General features: G+C 69.9%; 23 protein-coding genes and 1 tRNA gene. 11 read left to right on the top strand and 13 right to left on the bottom strand.

The window, feature by feature from the left end; genetic code table 11:
- Positions 1–71: 71 nt before the first annotated feature.
- The 4 genes from ACZ63J_RS21545 to ACZ63J_RS21530 all read left to right on the top strand — a co-directional run bounded on the left by ACZ63J_RS21545 (position 72) and on the right by ACZ63J_RS21530 (position 4,945).
- Positions 72–2,300 carry a (Fe-S)-binding protein gene (locus ACZ63J_RS21545; RefSeq protein WP_465406568.1) on the top strand — a complete coding sequence of 743 codons (2,229 nt, stop codon included), beginning with the start codon at positions 72–74 and terminating at the stop codon, positions 2,298–2,300.
- 89 nt (positions 2,301–2,389) lie between these two features.
- Entirely contained in the window at positions 2,390–3,322 is a 933-nt protein-coding gene (locus tag ACZ63J_RS21540; RefSeq protein WP_465406569.1) for a hypothetical protein, read from the top strand.
- Positions 3,323–3,596: 274 nt separating this feature from the next.
- Complete coding sequence (locus tag ACZ63J_RS21535; protein ID WP_465306851.1) at positions 3,597–3,923, top strand: DUF742 domain-containing protein; 327 nt, start codon at positions 3,597–3,599, stop codon at positions 3,921–3,923.
- Between the two features lie 17 nt (positions 3,924–3,940).
- The gene (locus tag ACZ63J_RS21530; RefSeq protein ID WP_465406571.1) at positions 3,941–4,945 is read left to right on the top strand and encodes a cation diffusion facilitator family transporter; all 1,005 of its coding nucleotides are present in this window, start codon (positions 3,941–3,943) and stop codon (positions 4,943–4,945) included.
- Positions 4,946–4,950: 5 nt separating this feature from the next.
- Here the strand turns inward: ACZ63J_RS21530 and ACZ63J_RS21525 are convergent, their stop codons facing one another.
- From ACZ63J_RS21525 to ACZ63J_RS21515, 3 genes are all read right to left on the bottom strand, one after another.
- Complete coding sequence (locus ACZ63J_RS21525) at positions 4,951–5,640, bottom strand: CAP domain-containing protein (RefSeq protein ID WP_465333501.1); 690 nt, start codon at positions 5,638–5,640, stop codon at positions 4,951–4,953.
- Between the two features lie 154 nt (positions 5,641–5,794).
- Positions 5,795–10,528, bottom strand: coding sequence for a DUF7507 domain-containing protein (locus tag ACZ63J_RS21520; protein WP_465406616.1), 4,734 nt, complete (start codon positions 10,526–10,528; stop codon positions 5,795–5,797).
- A 106-nt stretch (positions 10,529–10,634) separates the two neighbouring features.
- A complete protein-coding gene (locus ACZ63J_RS21515; protein ID WP_465306844.1) occupies positions 10,635–11,105 on the bottom strand; it encodes a MarR family transcriptional regulator in 471 nt (156 codons plus the stop codon).
- A 73-nt stretch (positions 11,106–11,178) separates the two neighbouring features.
- On the opposite strand from ACZ63J_RS21515, the gene ACZ63J_RS21510 reads away from it, so the two are divergent.
- Entirely contained in the window at positions 11,179–12,375 is a 1,197-nt protein-coding gene (locus tag ACZ63J_RS21510; RefSeq protein WP_465406618.1) for an FAD-dependent oxidoreductase, read from the top strand.
- Here ACZ63J_RS21510 and dcd read toward each other — a convergent pair.
- Both dcd and ACZ63J_RS21500 read right to left on the bottom strand, forming a co-directional pair.
- Positions 12,372–12,953, bottom strand: coding sequence for a dCTP deaminase (dcd, locus tag ACZ63J_RS21505; RefSeq protein ID WP_285477534.1), 582 nt, complete (start codon positions 12,951–12,953; stop codon positions 12,372–12,374). The genes ACZ63J_RS21510 and dcd overlap by 4 nt on opposite strands.
- Positions 12,954–12,976: 23 nt before the next feature.
- Positions 12,977–14,170 (bottom strand): oxygenase MpaB family protein, encoded by a 1,194-nt coding sequence (locus tag ACZ63J_RS21500; protein ID WP_465406574.1) that lies wholly within the window; start codon positions 14,168–14,170, stop codon positions 12,977–12,979.
- 110 nt (positions 14,171–14,280) lie between these two features.
- On the opposite strand from ACZ63J_RS21500, the gene ACZ63J_RS21495 reads away from it, so the two are divergent.
- A tRNA-Gly gene (locus ACZ63J_RS21495) sits at positions 14,281–14,351 on the top strand.
- A gap of 93 nt (positions 14,352–14,444) precedes the next feature.
- The gene (locus tag ACZ63J_RS21490; protein ID WP_465406576.1) at positions 14,445–14,975 is read left to right on the top strand and encodes a S1 RNA-binding domain-containing protein; all 531 of its coding nucleotides are present in this window, start codon (positions 14,445–14,447) and stop codon (positions 14,973–14,975) included.
- Here the strand turns inward: ACZ63J_RS21490 and ACZ63J_RS21485 are convergent.
- Positions 14,972–16,159, bottom strand: coding sequence for an RNA polymerase sigma factor (locus ACZ63J_RS21485; protein WP_465406577.1), 1,188 nt, complete (start codon positions 16,157–16,159; stop codon positions 14,972–14,974). The two genes, ACZ63J_RS21490 and ACZ63J_RS21485, sit on opposite strands and share 4 nt — an antisense overlap.
- Complete coding sequence (locus ACZ63J_RS21480; RefSeq protein ID WP_465406579.1) at positions 16,156–16,506, bottom strand: YciI family protein; 351 nt, start codon at positions 16,504–16,506, stop codon at positions 16,156–16,158. The genes ACZ63J_RS21485 and ACZ63J_RS21480 overlap by 4 nt, the downstream gene beginning before the upstream one ends.
- Positions 16,507–16,624: 118 nt before the next feature.
- On the opposite strand from ACZ63J_RS21480, the gene ACZ63J_RS21475 reads away from it, so the two are divergent.
- The gene (locus ACZ63J_RS21475; protein ID WP_465406581.1) at positions 16,625–17,824 is read left to right on the top strand and encodes a cytochrome P450 family protein; all 1,200 of its coding nucleotides are present in this window, start codon (positions 16,625–16,627) and stop codon (positions 17,822–17,824) included.
- On the opposite strand, the gene ACZ63J_RS21470 is transcribed toward ACZ63J_RS21475, so the two are convergent.
- Positions 17,821–18,471 carry a hypothetical protein gene (locus ACZ63J_RS21470; protein WP_465406583.1) on the bottom strand — a complete coding sequence of 217 codons (651 nt, stop codon included), beginning with the start codon at positions 18,469–18,471 and terminating at the stop codon, positions 17,821–17,823. The two genes, ACZ63J_RS21475 and ACZ63J_RS21470, sit on opposite strands and share 4 nt — an antisense overlap.
- An 87-nt stretch (positions 18,472–18,558) precedes the next feature.
- Here ACZ63J_RS21470 and ACZ63J_RS21465 point away from each other — a divergent pair, with 87 nt between their 5' ends.
- Both ACZ63J_RS21465 and ACZ63J_RS21460 read left to right on the top strand, forming a co-directional pair.
- Entirely contained in the window at positions 18,559–18,936 is a 378-nt protein-coding gene (locus ACZ63J_RS21465; protein ID WP_465406585.1) for a nitroreductase family deazaflavin-dependent oxidoreductase, read from the top strand.
- Positions 18,937–18,944: 8 nt separating this feature from the next.
- Complete coding sequence (locus ACZ63J_RS21460; RefSeq protein ID WP_465406586.1) at positions 18,945–19,475, top strand: GNAT family N-acetyltransferase; 531 nt, start codon at positions 18,945–18,947, stop codon at positions 19,473–19,475.
- Here the strand turns inward: ACZ63J_RS21460 and ACZ63J_RS21455 are convergent.
- The 4 genes from ACZ63J_RS21455 to ACZ63J_RS21440 all read right to left on the bottom strand — a co-directional run bounded on the left by ACZ63J_RS21455 (position 19,468) and on the right by ACZ63J_RS21440 (position 23,551).
- A complete protein-coding gene (locus tag ACZ63J_RS21455; protein WP_465333487.1) occupies positions 19,468–19,794 on the bottom strand; it encodes an MmcQ/YjbR family DNA-binding protein in 327 nt (108 codons plus the stop codon). The two genes, ACZ63J_RS21460 and ACZ63J_RS21455, sit on opposite strands and share 8 nt — an antisense overlap.
- 37 nt (positions 19,795–19,831) lie before the next feature.
- Positions 19,832–21,526, bottom strand: a complete 1,695-nt coding sequence (locus ACZ63J_RS21450) for a bifunctional metallophosphatase/5'-nucleotidase (RefSeq protein WP_465406588.1) — start codon at positions 21,524–21,526, stop codon at positions 19,832–19,834.
- Positions 21,527–21,640: 114 nt separating this feature from the next.
- Complete coding sequence (locus tag ACZ63J_RS21445) at positions 21,641–22,420, bottom strand: alpha/beta fold hydrolase (protein ID WP_465406590.1); 780 nt, start codon at positions 22,418–22,420, stop codon at positions 21,641–21,643.
- A 51-nt stretch (positions 22,421–22,471) separates the two neighbouring features.
- On the bottom strand, positions 22,472–23,551 hold the full coding sequence (locus tag ACZ63J_RS21440; protein WP_465406592.1) for a Gfo/Idh/MocA family protein: 1,080 nt from the start codon (positions 23,549–23,551) through the stop codon (positions 22,472–22,474).
- A 394-nt stretch (positions 23,552–23,945) separates the two neighbouring features.
- Here ACZ63J_RS21440 and ACZ63J_RS21435 point away from each other — a divergent pair, with 394 nt between their 5' ends.
- Positions 23,946–24,575 carry a VanZ family protein gene (locus ACZ63J_RS21435; protein WP_465406594.1) on the top strand — a complete coding sequence of 210 codons (630 nt, stop codon included), beginning with the start codon at positions 23,946–23,948 and terminating at the stop codon, positions 24,573–24,575.
- Here ACZ63J_RS21435 and ACZ63J_RS21430 read toward each other — a convergent pair.
- Positions 24,516–24,692: a hypothetical protein gene (locus ACZ63J_RS21430; protein ID WP_465306816.1), complete on the bottom strand. Its 177-nt coding sequence runs from the start codon at positions 24,690–24,692 to the stop codon at positions 24,516–24,518. The two genes, ACZ63J_RS21435 and ACZ63J_RS21430, sit on opposite strands and share 60 nt — an antisense overlap.
- Positions 24,693–25,040: the final 348 nt, after the last annotated feature.

Raw genomic sequence — 25,040 nt, 5'->3', positions numbered from 1 at the left:
TTACTCATCAGTAAGGACGGTTAGTCTCCCGGCACCACCACTGATCCATCCGGACGAAAGGCACCCGAACGATGGGCGCTCTGCAACTGACGCTCGGCGGGATCTCCGTCGTGCTCGGCCTCGTCGCCTGGGGCATGTTCGCCGCGACGATCGCCCGTTTTGTGCGGGTCATCCGCCTCGGGCAGCCCGACGCGACCCGCAACGGCCCCTTCATGCCGCGCATGAAGACGCTGATCAAGGAGTTCGCGGCCCACACCCGGATGAACCGGAAGCGCAGCGTCGGACCGGCCCACTGGCTGGTGATGTGGGGCTTCCTGCTCGGCTCGCTCGCCCTGTTCGAGGCCTACGGCGAGGTCTTCGTCCCGCACTGGGGCTGGCCGGTCCTCGACGACTTCCCGCCGTTCCAGCTGCTCATGGAGCTGCTCGGGGTCGGCACGATCGTCGGCATCCTGGTGCTGATGGCGATCCGCCAGCGCAACCACCCGCGCCGCGCCGACCGCCAGTCGCGCTTCCAGGGCTCCAACTTCAAGTGGGCCTACTTCATCGAGGCCGTCGTCCTGATCGAGGGCATCGGCATCATCGGCGTCCGCGCCGCGAAGGCCGCGCTCGGCGCGCACGAGACGCCGACCTGGGCCGCCTTCGTCTCGAACCCGCTCGGCGAGCTGCTGCCGGCCAGCCCGAACCTCGTCACGGTCTTCGCGTTCGTCAAGCTGATGAGCGCCACGGTCTGGCTAATCGTCGTCGCCCGCACGATGACCATGGGCATCGCCTGGCACCGCTTCAGCGCGTTCTTCAACATCTACTTCAAGCGCGAGGCCGACGGCGGCGTCGCCCTCGGCGCGCTCAAGCCGATGATGAGCGGCGGCAAGGTCCTCGACCTCGAGGAAGCCGACCCGGACGAGGACACCTTCGGCGTCGGCAAGATCGAGGACTTCAGCTGGAAGGGCTGGCTGGACTTCTCGACGTGCACCGAGTGCGGCCGCTGCCAGGAGCAGTGCCCCGCGTGGAACACCGGCAAGCCGCTGTCGCCGAAGCTCGTCATCACGCAGCTGCGTGACCACGCGTACGCGAAGGCGCCGTACCTGATGGCCGGCGGCAAGCGCGACATGGCCGGCGACGAGGTCGGCCTGTCCGGCGACAACATGTACGCGGGCATCGACGTCCTCGCCATCGCCGAGTCCCAGAAGGCGCTGATCGGCGACGACGGCGGTGTCATCGACCCCGACGTCCTCTGGTCCTGCACCAGCTGCGGCGCCTGCGTCGAGCAGTGCCCGGTGGACATCGAGCACGTCGACCACATCGTCGACATGCGGCGTTACCAGGTGATGATCGAGTCGTCGTTCCCCAGCGAGCTGAACGGCATGTTCAAGAACCTGGAGAACAAGGGCAACCCCTGGGGCCAGAACGCCAAGGACCGGCTGGCCTGGACCGAGGACCTGGACTTCGAGGTCCCGGTGTTCGACGGCGACATGGGCGACGCCGAGTACCTCTTCTGGGTAGGCTGCGCCGGCGCGTTCGAAGACCGCGCGAAGAAGACGACCCGCGCGGTCGCCGAGCTGCTGCACATGGCCGACGTCAAGTACAAGGTGCTCGGCTCGGAGGAGTCCTGCACCGGTGACCCGGCCCGCCGCGCGGGCAACGAGTTCCTGTTCCAGATGCTGGCGCAGCAGAACGTCGAGGTGCTGAACACGGTGTTCGAGGGCCGCGAGCGCAAGGCCCGCAAGGTCGTCGTGACCTGCGCGCACTGCTTCAACACCCTCGCCAACGAGTACCCGGAGCTGGGCGGCCAGTTCGACGTCGTGCACCACACGCAGCTGCTGAACCGCCTGGTGCGGGAGAAGCAGCTGGTCCCGGTGGCGCCGGTCGCCGAAGACGTCACCTACCACGACCCGTGTTACCTCGGCCGCCACAACAAGGTCTACGAGGCGCCGCGCGAGCTGGTCGGCGCGACCGGCGCGCGGCTGCGCGAGATGCCGCGGCACGGCGACAAGTCGATGTGCTGCGGCGCCGGCGGCGCCCGCATGTGGATGGAAGAGAAGATCGGCAAGCGGATCAACGTCGAGCGCGTCGACGAGGCGCTCGGCACCGCGCCGTCGAAGATCGCGACCGGCTGCCCGTTCTGCAAGGTGATGCTGAACGACGGCCTGACGGCCCGCCAGAGCGACGGCAGCGCGAGCGAGAAGGTCGAGATCGTCGACGTTGCGCAGATGCTGCTGGAGTCGGTCAAGCGCAAGCCGGAGCCGAAGCCGATCGCCCTCGGGGCGCCGTCGCTCGCGGCGGAGCCCGTCGAAGAAGCCTGACGACCCGCGGCCCGGCCATGACATTCGTCCTGGCCGGGTCGTGATCGACGGCCCAGACGCCGCCCCGCCGTCCGCCCGACGATGGGGGAATGCGAAAGTCCGCGGCCCTCACCCTGGCGATCTTCGCCCCGTTCACGGCCGAGTTCCTGCTCGCCGACCAGTACCTCGCCGGTCCGCCCGAGCTGGGGCAGCAGCTCGGCATGTTCGCCCTCTACGTCGCCTTCTACGGCGCGGCGGCGCTGCTGATCCGCGAAGCCGCCCGGCGCCGGGGCCGCGGCTGGCCCACGATCCTCACGCTCGCCCTCGCGTTCGGCGTCTTCGAAGAAGGCCTGCTGACGCAGACGCTGTTCAACCCGCACTACCTCGGCCTGGACCTGCTGACGCCCGGGCACATCGCCTGGCTCGGCATCGGCGCGCCGTGGACGGTCTACGTGCTGACCCTGCACGTCGTGTGGAGCATCGGCGCGCCGATCGCGGTCGCCGAGGCGCTCTTCGGCCGTGAACCTTGGCTGAAGAAGGTCGGCCTGAGCCTCTGGAGCGTGTCGCTGGTCGTCGGCGCCGTCGCCACCTTCGCCATCACCTACTCCTTCGCGCCCTTCGTCGCACCCGTCGCGCAGCTCGCCGGGGCCGCCGTGGTCGTCGCCGCGCTGGTCGTCGCGGCGTTCCGGTTCCGCTCTCCGGTCTGGACGTCGACGCCGGGGAACCCCTGGGTCGCGCTCGCCCTGGGCGCCGGCGCGAGCAGCGCGTTCCAGATCCTGCGCGGCCTGGACGTCGACCCGTGGCTGCTCGTCGGACTGCTCTTGGCGCTCGAAGCGATCACCGCCGTCGTGGTCCTGCGGCTGCGCCCGCCCGCGTTTCCGCTGGCCGCGGGAGCTGTGGTGACCTATTGCTGGCTGGGCATGAAAACGACCATTCCCTACGGCACGATCGCCATTGTCGAGCAGTCGGTCCTCATTCTCGTAGCCGTGGCACTACTGGTTGTCACCAGTCGATCAAGGCGTCCACTAGCTGGGAATTCGTAGCGGCAATCGATTACTGCCACAATGTCCGCGATATTCACTGAAATGGCCTATCAGGCAAAGGACAAACAGTGGCCTGAAGACTGGACAACGGGCGTATCCTGGCCTTTCCTCGCCGCCAACGCTGCCAGCGAGGCAAATTCGGCGATCACGGAATCAGGGGGCAGCGAGGATGGGCGAGGACCTGCGGACCGGGGAAGATTCCCGCCCCGCCACCGGCCGGCACGCCCTTCGCGGCACCCCAGCCCTCGATCACGTTCCCAGCCAGCGGACACTCGTGCGTCCCTACGTGCTGACGCGCGGCCGCACGCAGTCGCGGCGCCACCTGGCGATCGAAGCCATGGTGTCGACGCGGGCCGGCGCCCACTGGAACGGCGCCCGGCTGACCGGTGAGTTCCGCTCGGTCCGCTCGATCTGCCACCACCCGCGCTCGGTCGCCGAGGTCGCCGCGCGGCTGAGCGTCCCGCTCGGCGTCGCCCGGGTGCTGCTCGACGACATGGCCGACCAGGGCCTGGTGACGATCCACGACACGCGCGTGAACACCGACGGCCGCCCGGCCGTGGCGCTCATGGAGCGCGTGCTGCACGGCCTGCGCCGCCTCTGACCATTACGCTCACCACCGTGAGCGAGGAACCCGAAAAGCCCGGTGGCGAAAGCACGCTGACCGTCCTGCTCGCCGGCGGGGTGAACCTGGCGATCGCGATCATGAAGCTGATCGCGGGCATCATCACCGGCTCGGGCGCGATGCTGTCGGAAGCGGCCCACTCCGTGGCGGACACCTTCACCGAGGTCCTGCTGCTGACGGCGTTGAAGCGCTCCGACCGCCCGGCCGACCGCGTGCACCCCTTCGGGTACGGCAAGGAGCGGTACTTCTGGTCGCTGCTCGCCGCGGTGTCGATCTTCGCGTCGGGTTCGATGTTCGCGCTCTACGAGGGCGTTTCGACGCTGTTCGGGCACGGTGAGGCGCAGAGCACGTCGATCCTCAGCTACATCGTGCTGGCCGTGGCGTTCCTGCTCGAAGGCACGTCGTGGGTGCAGGCGGTGCGCCAGACCGTGCGGGAGTCGAAGGCGGAAAACCGGTCATTCTGGGCGTATCTCCGCCTGATCGACGACCCGACACCGAAGACCGTGCTCTTCGAGGACTCCGCGGCGCTGATCGGCCTCATCGTCGCGTTCGCCGGCATCGGCCTGCACCAGCTCACCGGCTCGGAGGTCTGGGACGGCCTCGCGTCGATCATCATCGGCGTGCTGCTCGCCTTCGTCGCCTACCTGCTCGGGCGGACCAACCGCGGCCTGCTCATCGGCCGCCAGGCCAACCCGGAGATCGTCCGCGGCGTCCGTGACCACCTCTCGTCCGCGCCGGAGATCGAGGCCGTCGTCGACCTGCAGACGATGCTGATGGGCACCGACCAGGTCCTGGTCTGCACGCGCGTCGACTTCGACGACTCGCTCGGCGCCGCCGACGTCGAACGCGCCTGCGTCCGGATCGCGGCCGAGCTGACCCGGAAGTTCAACGACGTCACCGAGGTGTTCATCGAGCCGGTGCCGCGGTCGGATCCCGACCTGCGGGCGACCGTGCTGGCTCGGTACGGCGACATCGCGGAGCGGTGGAACAACCCGGCTTAGGCGCCTCAGTACCCGAAGTCCTGCACCCAGTAGTTGCCCGCCTTGGTGAAGCCGACGCCGATCTTCGTGAGCGAGCAGTTCAGGATGTTCGCGCGGTGGCCCTCGGAGTTCATCCAGGAGTCCATGACCTGCGCCGCGGACGTCTGGCCCTTCGCGATGTTCTCCGCGCCCGGCTTCGGGTTGCCGGCGTTCTTGATGCGCTGGTCGAAGGTGACGCCCTCGGGGTTGGTGTGGGAGAAGAAGTTGCGCGCCGACATGTCGTCGCTGTAGTCCTGCGCGGCCTTCGTCAGGTGTGACTCTTCGGCCAGCGCCTTGCAGCCGGCCTGGGCGCGCTCGTCGTTGACGAGGTTGATCACCTGCTCGGCGACCGAAGAGGCAACCCGCGCGGCGGCCTTGGTGCTCGGCGGCGGCGCGGCTTCGGAGGTCGTCGGCGGGGGCGCGGAGGTCTCGGTCGGGGTCGGCGTCGGCGTCGCGCTGGACGACGGCGCCGGCGTTTCGGCCGAAGGCTGCTTCGTCGTGGAGGCCTGGCCACCGGCGAGGTCGGTGCCGCTGCCGCCACCGGAGGCGCCGGGCGCGTCGGGGAGCACCAGGGCCGCGGCGCCGAGCTCAGCGGTGTTTCCTTCGGCGGTGGCCATCCAGGTGCCTGTCGCGGCGGAGAAAACGCCGAGCAGCACACTGAGTGACACCATCACCACGCGAGCACGTTCACCAATGGGGGACACGGCGCGAGAACGTATCACGGAACGATTACAGCGAGAACCCTACGAACGCACTGGTCACATTCTTCGGCCCGCCGTTCGCCGACGGACACGGAACCCGCGGCAATCGGACGCTCCAGCGTTACTCCGTTCAGCCGCTCCGGACTTTGAAGGTCGCCTCGCCGGAGGCGCTCACGGGGCGCCCGGTCGGATCTTGCCCGGTGACGGTCGCCCTGCTCGTGAAGCCTTCCTGACCGGCGATCATCGTGCAGGTGTAGGCGATTTCCCCGTCCGCGGCCAGCTCGGGCGTGGCGCGCCCACAGGAGGGCGTGTGGTCGTCCACGACGGACACGGCGGTGAGCGGCACGTCGCCGGTGTTCTTGACCAGAACGCTGAAGGTGACGGTTTCGCCCGGGCGGACTTCGAAGGGAGTCGCGTCCTTCATGACCGCGATCTCGGGGTGGACAACGTCGATTTTGGTGACGACGGTCGATTGCACTGAGCGACCGGTCGGATCCATTCCGGTCACTTCGGCGGCGGTCGAGAAATCGTCGTCCGGCGCTTTGCGGGTGCAGGTGTAGGTCTGCGCTTGGCGGGTTTCGAGTTTGTCGAAGCTCTTCGCGCAGGCGGGCTCGTCGGTGACCTGGACGGCGGTCAAGGGGACGTCGCCGCTGTTCGTGACGGTGATGGTGAAGGTGACTTCGTCGCCTACGCGGACTGTGGCGGGCTTCGCGTCCTTCGTTATTTCTACATTCGGGTGGATGACGTCGATTTTCGCGTCACCTTTCGCGGTGACCGGTGGTCCGATCGGCGCTTCCGCTGTTGCTTCGGCGGTGCTGGTGACGTCGTCCTTCGGGGCTGTGGTCTTGCAGTCGTACTTCTGGGATTCCCGGACTTCGAGTTTGTCGAAGGTCTTGGCGCAGGCGGGCTCGTCGGCGATTTTGACGGCGGTCAGGGGGACGTCACCGGTGTTGGTGACAGTGATCGTGAAGGTGACTTCGTCGCCTTCACGGACTGTGCCGGGCTTCGCGTCCTTGGTGATCCCGAGGCTCGGGTGCTGGACGGTGAAGGCGGCGTCGTCGGTCGCGCTGACCTGGCGTTTTGTCGGATCGGTGCCGGTTGCGGTGGCCGAGCTCACGAAATTGTCGGTGCCCGCGTTTACCGTGCAGGAGTGGCGCTGGAGGGCGCCGGGAGGGAGGGTGCCGATGGTCAGAGCGCACGCCGGAGTGCGGCTGTCCACAAGGGACACATCGGTCAGTGGGACGTCCCCGGTGTTGGTGACGACGAGGCTGAAGGTGACGGTGTCACCCACCCGAACCTGAGCGGGCGCGGCGTCGTCCGTGACGGCGATTGCCGGGTGGATGACGTCCACGGGTACCTGTGCAGCGTTGGTCACCGTCCGGTTCGTGGCATCAGTGCCGGTGACCCGCGCGGCGGCGACGAAGTCGGCTCCGCCGGCGGTCTGGGTGCAGGTGTAGGTCTGCTTTGCTTGCGGTTCGAAGGTGCCGAGAGCTTTGGCGCATGCCGGTGCGCCTTGGTCGGCAACGGAGACGTCGCGGAGCGGGCTGTCGCCGGTGTTGGTGACGGTGATCGTCGAGGTGACGGTGTCGCCCTCGCGCACCATCGCGGGGTTAACCGTCCTGCCGATCGTGATGGCGGGATGGATGACGTCGATGCCGGCAGTCCCAGTGGCGGCTACCACGGGTCCGACGGGCGGAGTGGCGGTGACTTGCACGGCGGCGGTCACGTCGTCGGCGGGAGCGGTGAAGCTGCAGGCGAAGTCCTTGGTGGCGCCGGGCTCGAGGGAGCCGTCGAGGAGCTGGGCGCAGCCGGTGGCCCGTGCCTGCGGACCGGTGGCTCGTGGGTTTGAGCCTCCTGCGCCTGGGGTCAGGACGCTGAGGGCCGGTGCGGAAAGTGCCGACCCGTTGGTGGCTGGCGTGCTCGCGGCCTGCCCACCGGTGGCCGGAGTGCCCGAGGTTCCCGCACCGGGAACCTCCCCGCCATCGGCAGGCCCGCGCACCGCCGACCCAACAGCGGCTGGCCTGCCCGCGGCCCGCCCGCCGGTTCCAGGAGTGCCCGCACCGGGAGCAACCGTGCCGTCGGCCGGCGCGCCCACCGCCGACCCGTCGGCGACCGGCCCATCAGCGACCCGCGCAGCCTGCCCACCGCCGGCCCGCGACCCCGCCACCGGAGCCACGTCCGCGACCCGCAGCCCCGCCAACGGCACATCACCGGCATTGCGCACCGCAATCCGCAGCGGCACCACGTCGCCCTCGCGGAACGGGCCGCCCGTCACCGTGGCCGTGATCGCCACCGCCGGGTGCTGCACCACGAACGCAGCCTCCGCGGTCGCCGTCACCGGCCGGTCGGTCGGATCCGTCCCGGTCACCGCCGGACGGTTCGTCAGCCCGGCCGCGCCCGCGACAGTCGTGCACGTGTACGCCTGCGTCGCCTGCGGCGCCAACGCACCCAGCGGCTTCGCGCACCCAGCGACGCCATCCGCGACCGCCACCCCGGTCAGCGGCACGTCGCCCGTGTTGGTCGCGGTGATCGTCCAGGTCACCGTGTCGCCTTCGCGGACCTGCGCGGGCGAAGCCTGCGCGGCGAGCGCCACCCCCGGGTGGATCACGTCGACCACGGCGTCGTCGGTCACCTTCACCGTCCGGCCGAGCTGGTCCTGGCCCGAGGCCACCGCGGTGTTGGTGAAGTCGTCGGCCGGGGCGGGCATGGTGCAGGTGTACGTCTGCCTGCCCCGCGGCGGCAGCGCGCCGAGCGTCTTGGCGCACGCCGGCGTGTGGTCGTCCGTGACCGCGACCTCCGTCAGCGGCGCGTCACCGGCGTTGGCGACCGTGATCGTGAACGTGATCAGGTCGCCGGCGCGCACGACGCCGGGCGTGGCGTCCTTCGTGAGCGTCAGCGCCGGGGTGATCACCGTGACGGTCGCCGACGCGCTCGCGCTCACGGGCCGGCCGGCCAGGTCGGTGCCGGTCGCGGTCACGCGGGACGTCGTTGTCGACGACGGGTTCGCCGTGCACGTGTACGTATGCGTCGCGCCCGCGGCCAGGCCGTCGAACGTGCGCGAGCACGACGTTGTCGTGTCGTCGGTGACCTTGACCGGCGCGAGCGGGCTGTCGCCGGTGTTCTTCACCGCGACGGTGAACGTGACGGCGTCACCCGCGTGGACCACCGGCGGCGCCGCGGTCTTGGTGACCTCGACCGCGGGGGCGATCGTCGGCGCCGGCGCGTCCGCGGTCGCGCTCACCTGCTTGCCGAGCTCGTCGGTGCCCGCGACACCGGCGGTGTTGACGCCATCGGCGATCGGGGCGCGCGCCGTACACGTCAGCCTGCGGCTTTCGCCGGGCGCAAGCGATCCGGCCAACGGCTGCGCGCACGACGGCGTCTTCGTGTCGGTCACCTGGAGGCCGCCGAGACCGGTGTCGCCGGTGTTCGTGGCCTTGATCGTGAACGTCGCGGTGTCGCCCGCGCGGTAGGCGGGCTTGTCGGCCGTCTTCGTGAGGCCGAGCGCCGGGTGGATGACGTCGACGTGCGCCGACGCGACGCCGTCGAGCGGCTCGCCGGGTCCGCTCGTGCCGGTGACCTTCGCGGTGTTCGTGAAGTCGTCGGCGGGCGCGGGGCCGGTGCAGGTGTAGTCGACCGTCTGGCCCGGGGCGAGCGTCCCGAGCGGCTTCGCGCACCCCGGGACGGCGTCGTCGGCCACCCGCACGTCGGACGCCGGGACGCCCGCGGGGTTCGCCACGGTGACGGCGAAGGTCACCGGGTCGCCGGCGTGCGCCTTCGGCTGCTTCGTGTGCAACGCGATCTGGAGCTCGGGCACCGGCACAGAGAACGCGAGGTTCTGCGCGAGATACGTGTCACCACTGGTCACGAAGCCGAGCTTCGCGCTCGTCGCGCCGGCGGGGATGGTGTCGACGTTGAACGCCTTCGCGTCCACGCTGAAGTTGTTCTTCACGCCCGGCGCCGCGGCGTTGTCGGCGTTCGAGACGAAGAAGTTCGACGTCCCGCCGGTCGCCGGCTCGGCGGCCGGGACACCGTCGACGAGGAACTGGTCGCCGGAGCCGCCCCAGTCGCCGTCGTACGCGGTGACGCCGATGTGCGCGTCGGCGGCCGCGGCGCGGAAGCCGGTGACCGTCGTTTCGGTGGGGACGTCGGTGGGCTGGACGTGCCCGTCGTAGACGACCACCTTGCGCTTGTTGGGCGCGAAGTCGGCGTTGCGCTCCGGGTAGGCGTAGACGAGCGCGAGCGACCAGCCGCCCGCGCAGTCGAAACCCTTGGGGGCCCAGACATTGCCGACCGTCACGGCGAGCGCCGCCCCGGTCGGCGCGGCGGCGAACTGGCCGGTCACGTCGGCGTGCGCCGAGTAGTACTGCCCCGGCTCTTCGGCGAACCCCGTCGGCGCGACGTCGACGGGGTTCGCGCTGCCGACCGAAAGCCGGACGTTCTGCGTGGCGGGTGTCCCCGGCGGCAGCACCGCGGGCGCGCCCTCGCGCGAGCCGCACGTCTTCCCGGTGGTGTTGCCCGCCCAGTTCAGCCGGGCGAAAACGATCTTGGCACCGGGCGGGATGCGCACCGACGCGCTGGCCGAGTCGAACGTCGCCGCGTCCGTGTCGACGTCCGCCCACTGCATGAAGAAGTCGTCGTTGGCCAGGGTGTCCTTGCGGTCCGCGGTGTTCGCGCACGCGGCCGGCGTGGCCACCGCGGCGCCCGCCGGCGCGCCGTCGGCCGCGACGGGGCAGCGCAGGACGCCGTTGCCCGCGTACAGGAAGTCTCCGTAGACGACGCCGTCGTAGCCCACCTTGAACGGCGGATCGACGGCCGCTCCCGCCGACGGCACGAGGGCCGAGGCCAAGAAGACCAGTGCCAGCACGAGAACCAGGCGAAGCGGTCTTGCGGGCAACAGCACTCCTTGCCACCTCCGGGGCCGAGACGACCTTCCGGAGCCTGGCACGAGAGCGGGCCGGGCGCCTCTACCTTCACCCGTCCGTGGAGCCGGTCAGCCTCGCCGTCGACTCGTGGGTGATGGCCGTGGCCGTCTCGACGAACCCGATCACCGTGCGGAGCTCGTCGTCGCTGTAGCGGTCGCAGAGCTCGTACATGCGCTTGACGAGGTGGTCCCACAGGTGGATGCCGCTCGCGATGGCCTGTTCGTCCAGCGCGATCAGGACCCGGCGGCGGTCGTCCGGGTGCGGACGGCGGTTGACGATGCCCTTGCGCTCCAGCCGGTCGATCATCGCCGTCACCGACGCCGGCGCCAGGCCGGACAGCCGCGTCAGCTCCTTCGGCGTCTGCGGCCCGAACCGCGCGAGGTAGTCCAGCACCTTGCTGTCGACCGCCGACAGGCCCCGCGTCTCGGAGATCGCGGTGTGGAACATGACCGTCTCCGTCGACAGCTCACGGGACCTGAGCAGGACTTCTTCGACCAGGTGCGCTCGCTCACTTGACACAGCGCCCAGCCTAGCCCACTCTTTAGTTCGACAGAACGAATTAGTTTCTAAGAGTTTCGATGGGATGAACGAGATGACCAAGGCGCTGATCATCGGGGGCGGCATCGCGGGCACGATCACGGCCATCGCGCTGCACGAAGCCGGGCACGAGCCGGTGCTGTTCGAGGCGTACGACCGCGGGGCCGAGGGGGTCGGCGCGTTCCTCACGCTGGCGGTCAACGGCCTGGACGCGCTGCTGCCGCTCGGCCTGAAGGACGTCGTCAAGAGCACCGGCTTCGACTCACCACGCATGTCGATCGGCCTCGGCAACGGCACCCGGCTGGCCGAGTTCCCGCTCGGCGGCGCACTGCCGGACGGCACCGTGAGCCAGACCGTGCTGCGCTCCGACCTCTACGTCGCCCTCCGCGACGAGGCCGCGCGACGCGGGATCCACGCCGAGTACGGCAAACGCCTGATCGGCGCGAGCCAGACGTCTTCGCAGGTCAGAGCCGACTTCTCGGACGGCTCACACGCCGACGGCGACCTGCTGATCGGTGCCGACGGCCTCCGTTCGCGGGTCCGCACGATCATCGACCCGGACGCGCCGTCGCCGCGGTACGTGCCGCTGCTCAACACCGGCGGCTTCGCCGAAGGCCTGTCCCTGCCGGACGAGCCGGGCGTGCTGAACATGGTCTTCGGCAAGCGTGTGTTCTTCTGCCACGTCGTCAGCCCGATGGACGGCCGCGTCTGGTGGTTCGCGAACCCGGCCCGCAAGACCGAACCGACGGCGTCCGAACTGGCCATGCTCGCCGGCGAGAAGCTGCGCGCGGAGCTGCTGCACCTGGTGGCGCGCGACCGGACGCCGGCGGCGGAGATCATCCGCGCGACCCGCGAGGTCTACCCGGCGTGGCCGACGTTCGACTTCCCGACGGTCCCGGTCTGGCACCGCGGCCGCATGGTGATCATCGGCGACGCGGCGCATGCGACGTCACCGGCGGCCGGCCAGGGTGCGTCGATGGCCATCGAAGACGCCGTCACGCTGGGCAAATGCCTGCGGGACGTGCCGGACATCGAGCGCGCGCTGAGCACGTACGAGGGTCTGCGGCGCGAGCGCGTCGAGGCCGTTGTCGCGGCGGGGAAGCGCAACGGCGACGACAAGGTAATCGGCCCGGTCGGGCGCGTCGTCCGCGACTTCTTCATCAAGCGGGCGTTCTCGAAGCCGTTCGACGAGGACCCGAACGCCTTCATGTGGCAGCACCGGATCGACTGGGACGAGAAGATCGCGGCCTAGCGCCAGGTGTCGACGCGGTGGAAGTTCTTGTACGCCCGGCTCGGGGTCGGGCCGCGCTGCCCCTGGTAGCGGGACCCGGCCTCACTCGAGCCGTACGGGAACTCGGCCGCGCTCGACAGGCGGAAGATGCACAGCTGGCCGATCTTCATGCCCGGCCAGAGCGTGATCGGCAGGTTCGCGACGTTCGACAGTTCCAGGGTGATGTGCCCGGAGAAGCCGGGGTCGATGAACCCGGCGGTCGAGTGCGTGAGCAGCCCGAGGCGCCCGAGCGAGGACTTGCCTTCGAGGCGGCCGGCGAGGTCGTCGGCCAGGGTGACGAGCTCGAACGTCGAGCCGAGGACGAACTCACCCGGGTGCAGCACGAAGGGCTCGTCGCCCTCCTTCTCGACCAGTGACGTCAGGTCGTCCTGCTGCAGCTGCGGGTCGATGTGGGTGTACTTGCTGTTGTTGAAGACGCGGAAGTACCGGTCAAGCCGGACGTCGACACTGGACGGCTGGACCATGCCGGCGTCGAAGGGGTCGATGCCGAGCCGGCCGGCTTCGAGCTCTTTGCGGAGGTCACGGTCACTGAGCAGCACGCCGCGAAGCCTATCCGGTGGGTTCAGGCGGCCCGCATGTGCTGCGCGTAGGTGGTGTCGGGCGCGAAGAGCTTCTCGAGCCGCTTCACGTACCCGCGGCGCCCGGCCTCACCGATCCGTTCCTGCAGCGCGGTGGCCCCGGGAATGAACCGCCGCACGGTCTCGGCGGCGAAGTTCACCCCGGCGACGGCGACGATCGCGGCCTGCGCGACGGGATCGTTCGGCAGCCCGAGGAAGTCCGCGTTGGTCTTCCCGAGCACCAGCCGGCTGATCGACGAGTGCACGGCGACGGAAACGTGGGAAAGCACCTTCCCGACGGCGCCGCGCCCTTCGCCGACGGCGGCGTTGGCCTCGATCAGCGCCTTGGCGAGCCGCTTCGAGTCGTCGTCCGGGATGAACTCGGTGGCGGCGAGCAGCCAGAGCAGCCGCCAAGCGTCCTCTTCGGAGGTGGGCAGCAGCTCGTCGTCGACGCCCATGAGCCAGCCGATGTAGCGCCAGAGGTGCAGGATGTCGCCGCGTTCGCGCGCGGAGTAGCGGAGGCCGAGCAGCTGCGTGCCGAAGACGTAGACGAGCGAGAAGAGCAGAAGCGTGCCGGCGGTCTGCACCTGGTTGACGGGCTTGTCCCAGGAGGCGTAGTCCCAGTCGTCCCGCCGGTTCATGGCGGCGCGCACGTGGGCGTGCACAAGCCGGATCCGCAGCGCGGAGGCGTACCCCTGCGCGCCGTGCTTGAGGGCGCCGGGGGTGGTGACGTCGATCCACCAGGCAGCGGTCTCGACGAGGCGGCGCGTGGCCTTGTACTCGATCTCACCGGTCCCGACCAGGGATTTTGTCGCGCGCGAGGCGAGGTAGCCGCCCATGAGCGACATGTCCCCGAGCGGAAAGAGCCCGAGCAACCCGGCCCGGGTGATCGCTTTGGCGCCCCGCTCGATCCGCTCGTCGTCGACCCAGTAGGGCTTGGCGTTGACCTCGTCGAAGAAGGCCTTGAGCGGCCCTTCCGCGGGAGCGCCACCCTTCAGCGCGTCTTCGAAAAGTGTCCGCCCCTGCCCTTTGGGCTGCTGCGCCATCCAGGCGACAACGTCGTCGGCGAGCCGGTCCTCGACCTGGGCGAACTCCCGGAGCCGGGCGACCTGCCGCTCGTCACCCCGGATGTCCCCGTCGATGAACAGCCGCTGGGCCAGCCGGAACCCGCCTTGCCGGAACAGCTCGGGCTCGTCCATGGCACTCACCTCCGAGGTCGACAACAAGTGTTGTCACTTGACGCGCCGACGTCAAGGAGGGAGGGTCCTGGACAAGGGGATCACGCCGCCGTGTATGCTTGCGGCGCACTGCGGATGTAGTTCAATGGTAGAACATCAGCTTCCCAAGCTGAATACGCGGGTTCGATTCCCGTCATCCGCTCTCATAGAAAAGCCCAGGTCACACGGTGTCTACTGTGGACCTGGGCTTTTCTTTGCGCTCGACCGCGGTCGTTTCGCTGCCATAGTGGACTTCATGGCGGAGCGGGCCGGCGTCGGCGAAGTCGTTCGGCGGTTCCCGATCGGCGACGACGTTTCCGGGCGCGTTCGCAGCGTCCGGCCCTTCGGGCTGTTCGTCGACATCGGCCCTGGAGTGCTGGGCTTCGTCGACAGCGAACACCTGCGCGAGGCCGAGAACCGGCCGCCGGTCGGGAGTGTCTCCCGGTTCGAGGTCATCGGTCAGCTCCACCTGCGTCTCCAGGACCGTTACCAGGTGCGGCTCTGGCCTCTCGAGGAGCGGTGGCTCAACCCACGGGCCACCCGCGCTTTCGATGACGAACGGTGGGCCGGAATCCGGGCCCGGTACCCGGTCGGCACCACCGTGACCGCGACGGCGAGCCCGTCGCGCGGGAACAACCCGTGGCGCTTCGTGCGGTTCGACGACGTCTGGGCCGTCGTGGCCTGGACCGGCGCGCCACCCGACGCCGGAACGACCGGCCGGTACACCGTGACCCGGCTACTGGACGGCGCTCGCCGGATCCTCGTCGAGTCCCTTGTGGACGTCTAAAGTGGACCCAATCGGCGACGCAGGTGGTCCGCGTGGGCCTCCGGCAACCCGGTTTCCACCGCACGTGCCAACGCGTCGACAGCCTCAGCGGAACCCAAGCGGTGCAACAACTCCGCCCGCGACGCGTGCCACCACGGGTAGTCCTCCAGCCCCGGCAAGGCATCCACCAAAGCCAACCCCACCGCGGGCCCATCCCTCTCCGCCACCGCCGCCGCGCGGTTCAGGCGGACCACCGAGGTGTCCTGGATCGACAACAACACGTCGTACCAGGAGATCACCGCGTCCCAGTTCGTCTCCGGGTACGAGGGGGCCAAGTCGTGGCACGCCGCGATCGCCGCCTGGACCACGTACGGGTTCGGGATCGACGGCGTCCTCCGCAGGCCGACGCCCACCAGCGCCACACCTTCCTTGATCAGCTCGAAGTCCCACGCCGAACGGTCCTGGTCGGCCAGCAGCACCGGCGCCCCCGACGAGAACCGGGCCGCGCGGCGGGCGTCCTGCAGCAGCACCAGCGCCAGCAACCCCAGCGCCGTCGGCTCGTCCGGCATCAGCGACGCCAGCAGCCGGGCCAGGCGGACTGCCTCCGCCAGCAGGGAAACGCGGCCCGTGTAACCCTCGTTGAAGATCAGGTACACCGTCGACGCGACGCCGGCCAGCCGCGCGGGTAGTTCCTCCGCCGAGGGCACGCGGTACGGGATCCGGGCCTGCGCGATCTTCTGCTTCGCGCGCGTCAGGCGCTTCGCCATCGTCGCTTCCGGGACCAGCAGGGCCCGGGCCACTTCCGCCGTCGACAGGCCGCCCAACGTCCGGAGCGCCAACGCCACCTGGGCGTCCAGCGACAACGCCGGGTGACAGCACGTGAAGACGAGCCGCAACAAGTCGTCGCGGACCGAGACCGGGTCCGGGCGCGGGTCGAACGCCGGCATCGCGTCCGCCTCCTTCCCGAGGCGCTTCGCCTCGCGGCGGACGACGTCGAGCGCGCGGCGGCGGGCCGCGACCAGCAGCCAGCCGCGCGGGTTGCCGGGGACGCCGTCGCGCGGCCACGTCTCCAACGCGCGCACGACGGCGTCCTGGACCGCGTCTTCGGCCAGGTCGACGCTGCCGGTGACGCGGACCAGCGTGGCCAGTACCCGGGTGCCCTCGTCCCGGACCAGCCGCGCGACCGCGTCCCCGGCGTGTGTCACCGGCCGAAGTCGACGACCGGCCGGACCTCGATGGCGCCGTCCCAGGCGCCCGGGATCTGCGACGCGACCTTGACGGCTTCGTCGAGGTCGGCGCATTCCAGCAGGTAGAAGCCGGTCAGGGCTTCCTTCGTCTCCGCGTACGGGCCGTCGCTGGTGACGACGTCGCCGCCCTTGCCGCCGGTGACGCGGACCGTCGTCGCGGTCGCCGTCGGGTAGAGGGCCGCGCCGCCGCGGATCACGGCCTGCGCGGCCGAGCCGAACTCGTCGTAGTCCTTCATCATGTCCACGGCCTCGGGCTTGGTCGGGTCGATGTCGGAGGCGTAGATGATCGCGGCGTACTTGGGCATTGCTGCTCCTCACGGGTCCTGACCGGCGCCGATCGCCGGCTTTTACTGTAAGGACGAACGGGCGGTGTCGCGCCAGGACACTTGTCGCGGGGAAAGTTTGCCGGGCAGGGTGGGACGCATGGGAGAGCCCGCGCTGTTCGGTCCGGACTTCGATCGTGACCCGTCACCCGCGTACGCGTGGCTGCGCGAACGGCCACCGCATCGGCTCGACTTCCCGACCGGCACGTGGGCCTGGCTGGTCACACGGTACGAGGACGCTGTGCTGGCGCTCAACCACCCCGCCCTGTTCAAGAGCCCGTTCGCCGGCAACGAGGCGTGGCAGCGCTCGGGTATGGGCCTGCCGCTCGACCACCGGCCGTCGCTCGCTTCCAACATGATCAACACCGATCCGCCGGACCACCTCCGGTTGCGCCGCGCCTGCGCCGGCGCGTTCGGCCCGCGCCGGATGGAGAGCCTGCGCGAGCGCGCCCAGCAGGTGACCGACGAGCTGGTCGGCGCCATCGAGGAACGCGGGCGCGGCGACCTCGTCACCGACCTCGCCTACCCGCTGCCGATCGCGATCATCTGCGACCTGCTCGGCGTGCCCGAGCGCTACCGCGAGGACGTCCACGAGTGGTCGCTGGTCATCGACTCGGCCGACGACACCGACGGCTCCAAGGTCTGCGAAGCCACCGACGTGCTGGAACGGCTGGTCACCGAGGTCGTCGACGCCAAGCGCGCTACCCCCGGCACCGACCTGATCAGCGACCTCGTCGCCCAGGAAACCGCGGGCTCGCTCACCTCCGACGAGGTGACGTCGACGGCCTTCCTCATCCTCATCGGCGGCCACGAAACGACCGTCGGGCTCATCTCGACCGGCGCCCTCGCGCTGCTGACCCACCCGGACGAGGCCGCGAAAGCGCGCCGGGACCCCGGCCACCTCGCCGCCGTCATCGAGGAGACGCTCCGGCTGCACGCGCCGCTGCAGAACGCGACCTGGCGGTTTCCCACCGAGGACGTCGAAATCGGCGGGCAGACGATGCGGCCCGGCGATCCGATCCTCGTCTCGGTCCTGGCGGCCAACCGCGATCCCGCGGCGTTCGAAGACCCCGACGCCTTCCGGCCGGGACGACGTCAGGCCGATCGGCGCCACCTCGCGTTCGGCGCCGGTCCGCACCTGTGCATCGGCGCGGCCTTGGCCCGGCTGCAGGCCGACATCGCCTTCGAAACCGTGCTCCGCCGGCTGCCGACAGCCCGGCTCGCCGTGCCCGAACCCGACCTCACCTGGTGGCCGAGCCCGATCACGCGCGGGCTCTTCCACCTGCCGATCGAGCTCTAACCCTCGACGAGCTCCCACTCGGAGTCCGGCGTCTCGCGGTCGTACACCTGGCCCGGCGCGGCCTTCAGCACGGTCCGGACGTCCGGGTACAGGTTCGCGACGTGCTCCAGCTCCAGACCCTCGACCTCGAAGTCCTCCGCCTCCGGGACCTCGAAGCCGACGAACAGCCACGTGCCGTCCTGCTCGCGGACGACCTGGCGGACCGCGCGGGGCGGGGCGCCCGAGCCGGTCGGGATCTCCGTCAGGCCGGTGCTGATCTGGGCTTCGTCGTCCGGGGAGCCCTCGAACTTCCAGGCCGCGCGGCGCTGCGAGAGCAGCCGGATGTCCTCGTCCTCGTCGTCGGAACCCGTCACCGAGGAGAGCAGCCACGTGCGGCGCTCGGGGTCCCAGTCGGCGGCCATGCCCGTCGGCAGCTCGGCCAGCGCCGCCAGTTGCGGGAGCAGCTCGAACGCCTCGCGCACCGACATCTTGCCGAAGCTTTCGCGGTTGACGAGCACGTCGTCGGACAGCTCGGTGCCGTCGCTGATGAACCAGTCGTCCTCGTCGTCGAGCACGACGAAGCCCAGCGCGGCCGGATCGTTGACCAGGGCCAGGGCGATGATCACCGGCGCTTCCGGGTCCTGGCGCAGCGGCCATTCGGTCGACATGCGCCATATCCCACCATCGGCGCGGTGCGCGCCGGGAGCCGGGGTCACCCGATCGATTAATTCATCGCTTGTTGATATCGTGGGTCCATGGTGCTGCCCAAGGGACTCGCCCGCTTCAACCGCGTGGTGACCAACCGGATCAACAAGTACGTCGTGAACTGGGCGCCGGGCTTCGGCCTGCTGGTCCACAAAGGACGCAAGTCCGGCAAGGAGTACCGCACGCCGTTGAACGTCTTCCGCACGGACGACGGCTTTGTCGTCGCGCTCACCTACGGACCTGACACCGACTGGGTGAAGAACGTGCTGGCCGCGGAGAGTTGCACCATCGTCACCCAGCGGAAAAATTACCGCGTGCACTCACCGCGGCTCGTGCATGATGAGTCGCGGCAGGCCATGCCGACCCCGGTCCGGCAGTTCCTCGGCCTGCTCAACGTCGACGACTTCCTGCTGCTGAAGCGGGACTAGGGGGAGAAGTGCTCGAGGGGGAGCTCGTCCGGCTGCGCGCGCTGGAGCCGGAAGACGCCGACAAGATCCACTTGTGGGGGAACGACCCCGAGGTCGGCCGGTGGATGAACAACGGCTACCCGCGGTCGCTCGCGCAGTACCGCAAGCGCGCCGAGGAACGCCCGGTCAACTCCTACGAGCTGGTCGTCCTGGGCATCGAAACGGTTGCCGACGGCATGCTCATCGGCATCGTCGACCTCCGCGACGCCGAGCCCGAGGTCGGCAACGCCGAGCTGGACATCTACATCGGCGACGGCGACCACCGGGGCGGCGGCGGGTACGGCACCGAGGCGCTGCGCCTGATGTGCCGCTACGGCTTCAACACGATGCGGCTGCACATGATCACGCTCTGGGTCGTCGCCGAAAACGAGCGCGCCCGGCACGTCTACCGCAAGGTCGGGTTCTCCGAAGACGGCCGTCACCGCGAAGCGTTCGTCGCCGACGACGGCACGCGCCACGACATGATCCTGATGAGCATGCTCAAGGGCGAGCTCACGTGAGAAGCCGGCGAGGCGCCTTCAGCCGCCACGCCTCTTCGAGCAGCTCGCGCAGCTGATCGACGTCCACCCGATCGAGGTCGACGATGATCGAGCCGTACCCGTCGTAGTGCGGGGTCGTGAAGAAGGCCGCGTCGCCGGAATCCAGCAACGCGGCCTTCTCGTCTTGCCCGCACATCACGACCAGGCCGCCCTCGGCCTCGGTGCGCAGCCGCGCGAACCCCTTGCCCGCCACCTTCAGGGCGGGCGTGCGGTACCAGGTCGACGCCTCGACCTCGGGCAGTTCCGAGGCCAGGCGCACGACGTCTTCCCAAGTCGTCATGGCTCCATTGTCACCACGGCGTCTTGGAAAAACCGGATCACGGCAACTGCGTGATCCGGTCGGCCGCGGGCGGGGCCAGGTTCGGGTGGGCGCCCAGGTACGCGGTCAGCGCGTCCAGGTCCACCGGTCCGCCGGCCAGGTTGGTGCCCTTGGTGAACTCGGTGAAGCCGTCCCCGCCGGCGGCGAGGAAGTTGTTCACCGACACGCGGAACGTCGCCGCCGGGTCGACCGGCGTGCCGTTCACCGTGATGTTCGAGACCCGCGAACCCTGCGCCGCGGACGCCGAGTAGCTGTAGTGCAGCGAGCTCGAGATCTGCAGGAACTTCGGGTTCACGCCCGGCGCCCACTGCTGCTCCAGCACGTTCTTGAGGTTCGCGCCGGTCAGCGTGATCGTCTGCATGATGTTCGAGAACGGCTGGACGGTGAACGCTTCGCCGTAGGTCACCACGCCGTCGCCTTCGCCCGCCGGGGACGACGCGTACGTCAGGTCGGCGCGGATGCCGCCCGGGTTGGTCATCGCGATGACGGCGTTGTTCGACGTCGTGCCCGCGAGCTGCGCGTCGGCGATGACGTCGCCGAGCGTCGACTCACCGGCCGCGTTCCCCGCCGCCTTCAGGTCCTGGGTGATCGTGCCGACCTGCTTGTTCGCGATCGGGCCCGACTTCGCCGTCGCGTCGGCGACCAGCGCCGCCACGGCCGGGTCCGGGGTGACCGTGCGCGTGACGATCTCGTTGTGGGCCTGCGTCGCCGACCGGATGACGTCGCGCGTCTTCAGGTTGATCTTCAGGTCCACGACGGACAGCAGGCGGCCGAACGACGCGCCCTGGATGACCGGGCGCGGCTGGCCGGCCGGGTCGTTGATCACGCAGTTGTACTGCTGGTGGCTGTGGCCGGTGAAGATCGCGTCGACCTTCGGGGTCACGGCCTTCGCGATCGCGGTGGCCGGGCCCGGCAGGACCCGGCAGTCGTTCGGGCCCTCGAGCTCGGTGCTGTCGCCCTGGTGCATGAGCACGACCTGGGCCTTGACGCCGAAGAAGTCGAGCAGGTTCGCGGTGCGGTTGATCGCCTCGACCTCGTCGCCGAACTTCAGGCCCTTGATCGCCTCCGGCGTGACGACCGACGGCAGGTCCTTCAGCGTCGCGCCGATGACCCCGATCGGCACGCCACCTTCGAACTTGACGGTGAACGGCAACAGCGCGGGCAGCCCGTTGGTGAAGTACACATTGGACCCGAGGAACGGGAAGTTCGCACCCTTGAACGTCTTGTCGAACTGGCAACCGTCCGTCGGGTGGCAGCCGCCGAACTGCATGCGCTGCAGTTCCTTGTAGCCCTCGTCGAACTCGTGGTTCCCGACGACGGACGAGCTGACGCCCAGCATGTTCAGGAAGTCGATGGTCGGCTCGTCGTGGAACAGCGCCGAGGTCAGCGGCGACGCGCCGATGTTGTCGCCGGCGGACACGACGAACGAGTTGCGCACCTGCGCCCGCAGCTGCTTCACGTGCGTGGCCAGGTAAGCGGCACCACCGGCGTCCACAGTGGTCCCGTCGGACTGCGTGACGCGGCCGCTGGAGCCGGTCGGGGGCGCCAGGTTGCCGTGCAGGTCGTTGAACCCGATGATCCGGACGTCGGTGGTGGGGTCCGGGCGCTGACCCGCGGACGCGGGCGCGGTGGTGACCGCGGTCGTCGCCAGCGCGGCCGCGGCGAGCACCACGAGCCGGGTGGAAAGCCTCATGCGTGTTTCCTCCGATTCGCGCCCAAGGTCCCCAAACGGGCGCACGGCGGAGGATTCTGCCTCGCGAAGCAGTCAGCTACCAGGGTCAAAAGACGGACGTAAAGCGAATGTCACCTACTGGCTGCCTTCGAGCAGCACCCGCGAGACCAGCGCCGGATCGTCGTTCATCGGCACGTGCCCGCAGCCGGGAAGCAGCCGGAACGTCCCGTTCGGAGCGACGTTCCGCAGGTCGGCGACGCGCGGCCGGGCGAGGATCCGGTCGTGCTCGGCCCAGGCGATCGTCACCGGGACGCCGGTGACCGGACCGGTGAAGCGGAAGTCCCCGCGGGACTGCGCGGCGGTCGGCTCGAACCCCGGCGCGGTCGCGAGCGCGTGGGCGTCCTCGACCACGGCGTCCGGCGTCAGCAGTGCCGGCTTCCCGACGATCATGCCGGTCAGCGCCTTGCGCCCGGCCGCCGTCGCGGCAATGCGGCGCACGACGTGCGGCGGTGTGCGCTGGGCGAGCGCGCGGTGGGCCTTGAGCGTGGCGATCGCGTACATCTTCTGCGTCCGGTTCCACAGCCCGGCCGGCGACAACGCCGTGACGCTGCGGACGAGCCCGGCCTGGCCGAGTGCCAGCGACAGGAGGCCGCCGAGCGAGTTCCCCGCGACGTGCGGGCGGTCCAGGCCCAGCTCGGTGAAGAGCTCCTTGAACATCACCAGCGCGGGCTCGACGCCGTACCCGCCGGCCGGCTCGGGTGACTCGCCGAAGCCGGGCAGGTCGACGGTGATGACGTCACGATGCGGCGTGAGCAGCGGAACCACCGGCGCCCAGGCCTGCCGGCGATGGCCGATGCCGTGGATCAGCACCAGCGGCTCGCCCCGGCCCGCGCGGTCGTAGACAACGTCGTCCATTACCCGAGAGTAAGTCGGGCGTGGGCGAAAATCTACTACCGCCGGTAACAGTTACTCTGCGTCCGGGTGAACCCGCGTCCCGGTGTCGGCCGACCGCTGGACGGCGTCCAGCACCCGGTGCACGCGCACGGCGTGCGCGAAGTCCGGCAGGTCGCCCTTGAGGTGGCGCGCGTAGGCGTGCGCGACGTTGTACGACGGCTCGGCGCTGCGCCCGGCCAGCTGCGGCAGCTCGTAGCGCGTCGGCACGGAGAGCCGCTCCAGCGTGCCGGTGCGGCTGCCGCGCAAGGTCAGCTTCGCGATCCAGAACAGCGGATCCGCGGCGTTGACGACCAGCATGCCCTCGGTGCCGTTGATCTCCCAGAGGAAGTCGGTCGCGGGCGACGTCCCGCCACGCAGGTGCAGCGACGCGACCGCACCGCCGGCCAGCACCCCGGTGACGCCGATCTGGTCCGGCGCGGTCATCGGCACCGGCTCGCCGGTGACCTCGTCGCGCACCCGCGTCCGGACGGTCGCCATGGTCGCGGACAGCTCGGTGAAGCCGCCGAGCACCATGTGGAGCGCGTCGGCGGTGTGCGCGAACGGGATGGTCAGCATCGTCGCCCCGCCTTCGGGGTGCAGCTGGTAGTCCCGCCCGGCCCGGACCGACGGCCCCCAGTTCCCGCCGGAGGCGATCAGCGACGTCGAAAGCACGCGGCCGACGTAGCCGTCCTTGATGAGGTCACGCAGGTAGCGCAACGCCGGCGCGGACCGCCCCTGCAGCCCGACCGCCGTCTGCCCGCTCTTCGCGGCTTCGGCCAGCGCCTGGCTCTCGGCGAGGCTCACGCCGAGCGGCCACTCGCTGAGCACCTGCTTGCCCGCGGCCAGCGCGGGCTCGATCAGCGCCCGGTGCTCGGACACCCGCACCGCGACGACCACCAGGTCGACCTCCGGGTGCCGGGCCAGCTCCCCGGCGTCGCCGAAGGTCAGCGGCACGCCGTACTTCTCCCCGGCCACGCGCGCCGACTCGGCGCTGCTCGCGCTCAGCGCGCGGAGTTCGTAGCCCTCCACCGCGGCCAGCGCGGGCACGTGCGCGGTCGCGGCCCAGCCGCCGTTCGCGCTGAGCCCGACGATGCCGACCCGGACCGGTGCCATGAGCTTTCCTTTCGTTGCCCCGCACAAGACTTCGACGTGCCGAGCGTCGTGGGCATTCCCGCGTGAGCGCAAGCCGCATCCGGTTACGACTGCTTCGTCCCGGCATGACATCGATCACCGCCGTAACAACGCTTCACGCGGTCACGATGTGCCGGGCACTACGACATGTGGGGGAAGAAATGGGCATCGAGGTCGTCCTCGTCGTGCTGGCCGTAGTGGTGCTGCTCATCGTCGGCACGCTGGTCAGCGCGACGCGCGCGGACCGCTCCGAGGACACCGAGGACGACTGACCGATCGGCCCGGCCGCGGGTCGGCCAAGTGGCCGAGGGGCGACCCGGCCGTCCGGCCCTTCGACCGAAGCAGTGCCCCGGTCAAGATCCATAACGTCGAGGGCATGACGAACGCACAGGTCACCGCCCTGCAGTACGGCTTCATCGGCTTCCTCGCGCTGTGGACCGTGGTGCTGGTGCCGCAGCTGCTGACGCAGCTCGCCCGCCACGGCGGCCTCCGGCTGCGGAGCATCGCCACCACCGCGGCGGTGCTGCTCTACGGGTGCATGACCCTCGCGGTCGTCTTCCTGCCGCTGCCCGGCCCGGGCACGCGCCGGCTGAGCCAGGTCGTGCAGCTGCACCCGTTCCAGTGGATCACCGACATCCACACGGAAATGCTCAAGCACGGGTCGCAGTGGTTCATGACGCAGACGTTCCAGCAGGCGTGCCTGAACGTCCTGTTGTTCGTCCCGCTCGGCGTGTTCGCCCGGATCCTGTGGCGGCGCGGCCTCGTCGGCACGGCGCTGATCGGCTTCACGGCGTCACTGCTCATCGAGATCACGCAGGTCACGGCCAACTTCGGCACGGCACCGTACGTCTACCGCATCTTCGACGTCGACGACCTCATGAACAACACGTTCGGCGCCGGAGCCGGCTGGGTGTTCGGCGCGCTGCTGCTGGCTTTGGTCCGGCGTTCACCGGTCGAGGTGCAGCCGGCCCGGCGCGAGCGGATCCACCTCGCCCAGACGCGCTAGCCGCGCCTTCCGCTGCAGAGCCGCCCGCTTGGCGGCCCGCCGATCCTCGAGGACAACAACAAAAGCCGCGACGGCCAGGATCAGCGCGACCAGCCCGAGGACGATCGGGAGCTGCACAAAATCCTCCTCGGTACGGCGCTGTGCGGGAGATCACACAGGGTACGCAGGTTCGTGGTGAATCCGCTACCCCCAGCGACGGGGATGGGAGGTGAAGATCAGGTTCGCCGAGGTCAGGACGGCTCACGCGCGGCTGCCGACGCAATGGCGCGTGCGGCGAACCGGGTCCGGTCGGCCGCAAGTCAGCCGTCGAAGGCCAAGCCGGCCGAGGTCAGGACCTCCTCGATCACCAAACGGCGGCGGGTGAACTCCTGCTCCTACCGCTGCCCCCGAGCCGAATACCGGACCGTCGCCGAGTCGTCCACAGCGACAACGTCGTGCCCCAGCCCCAGCAGCGCGTGCGTAACC

The organism is Amycolatopsis sp. NPDC104863 (genome assembly GCF_055582965.1).
This window is presented reverse-complemented; position numbering and strand designations above follow the sequence as displayed.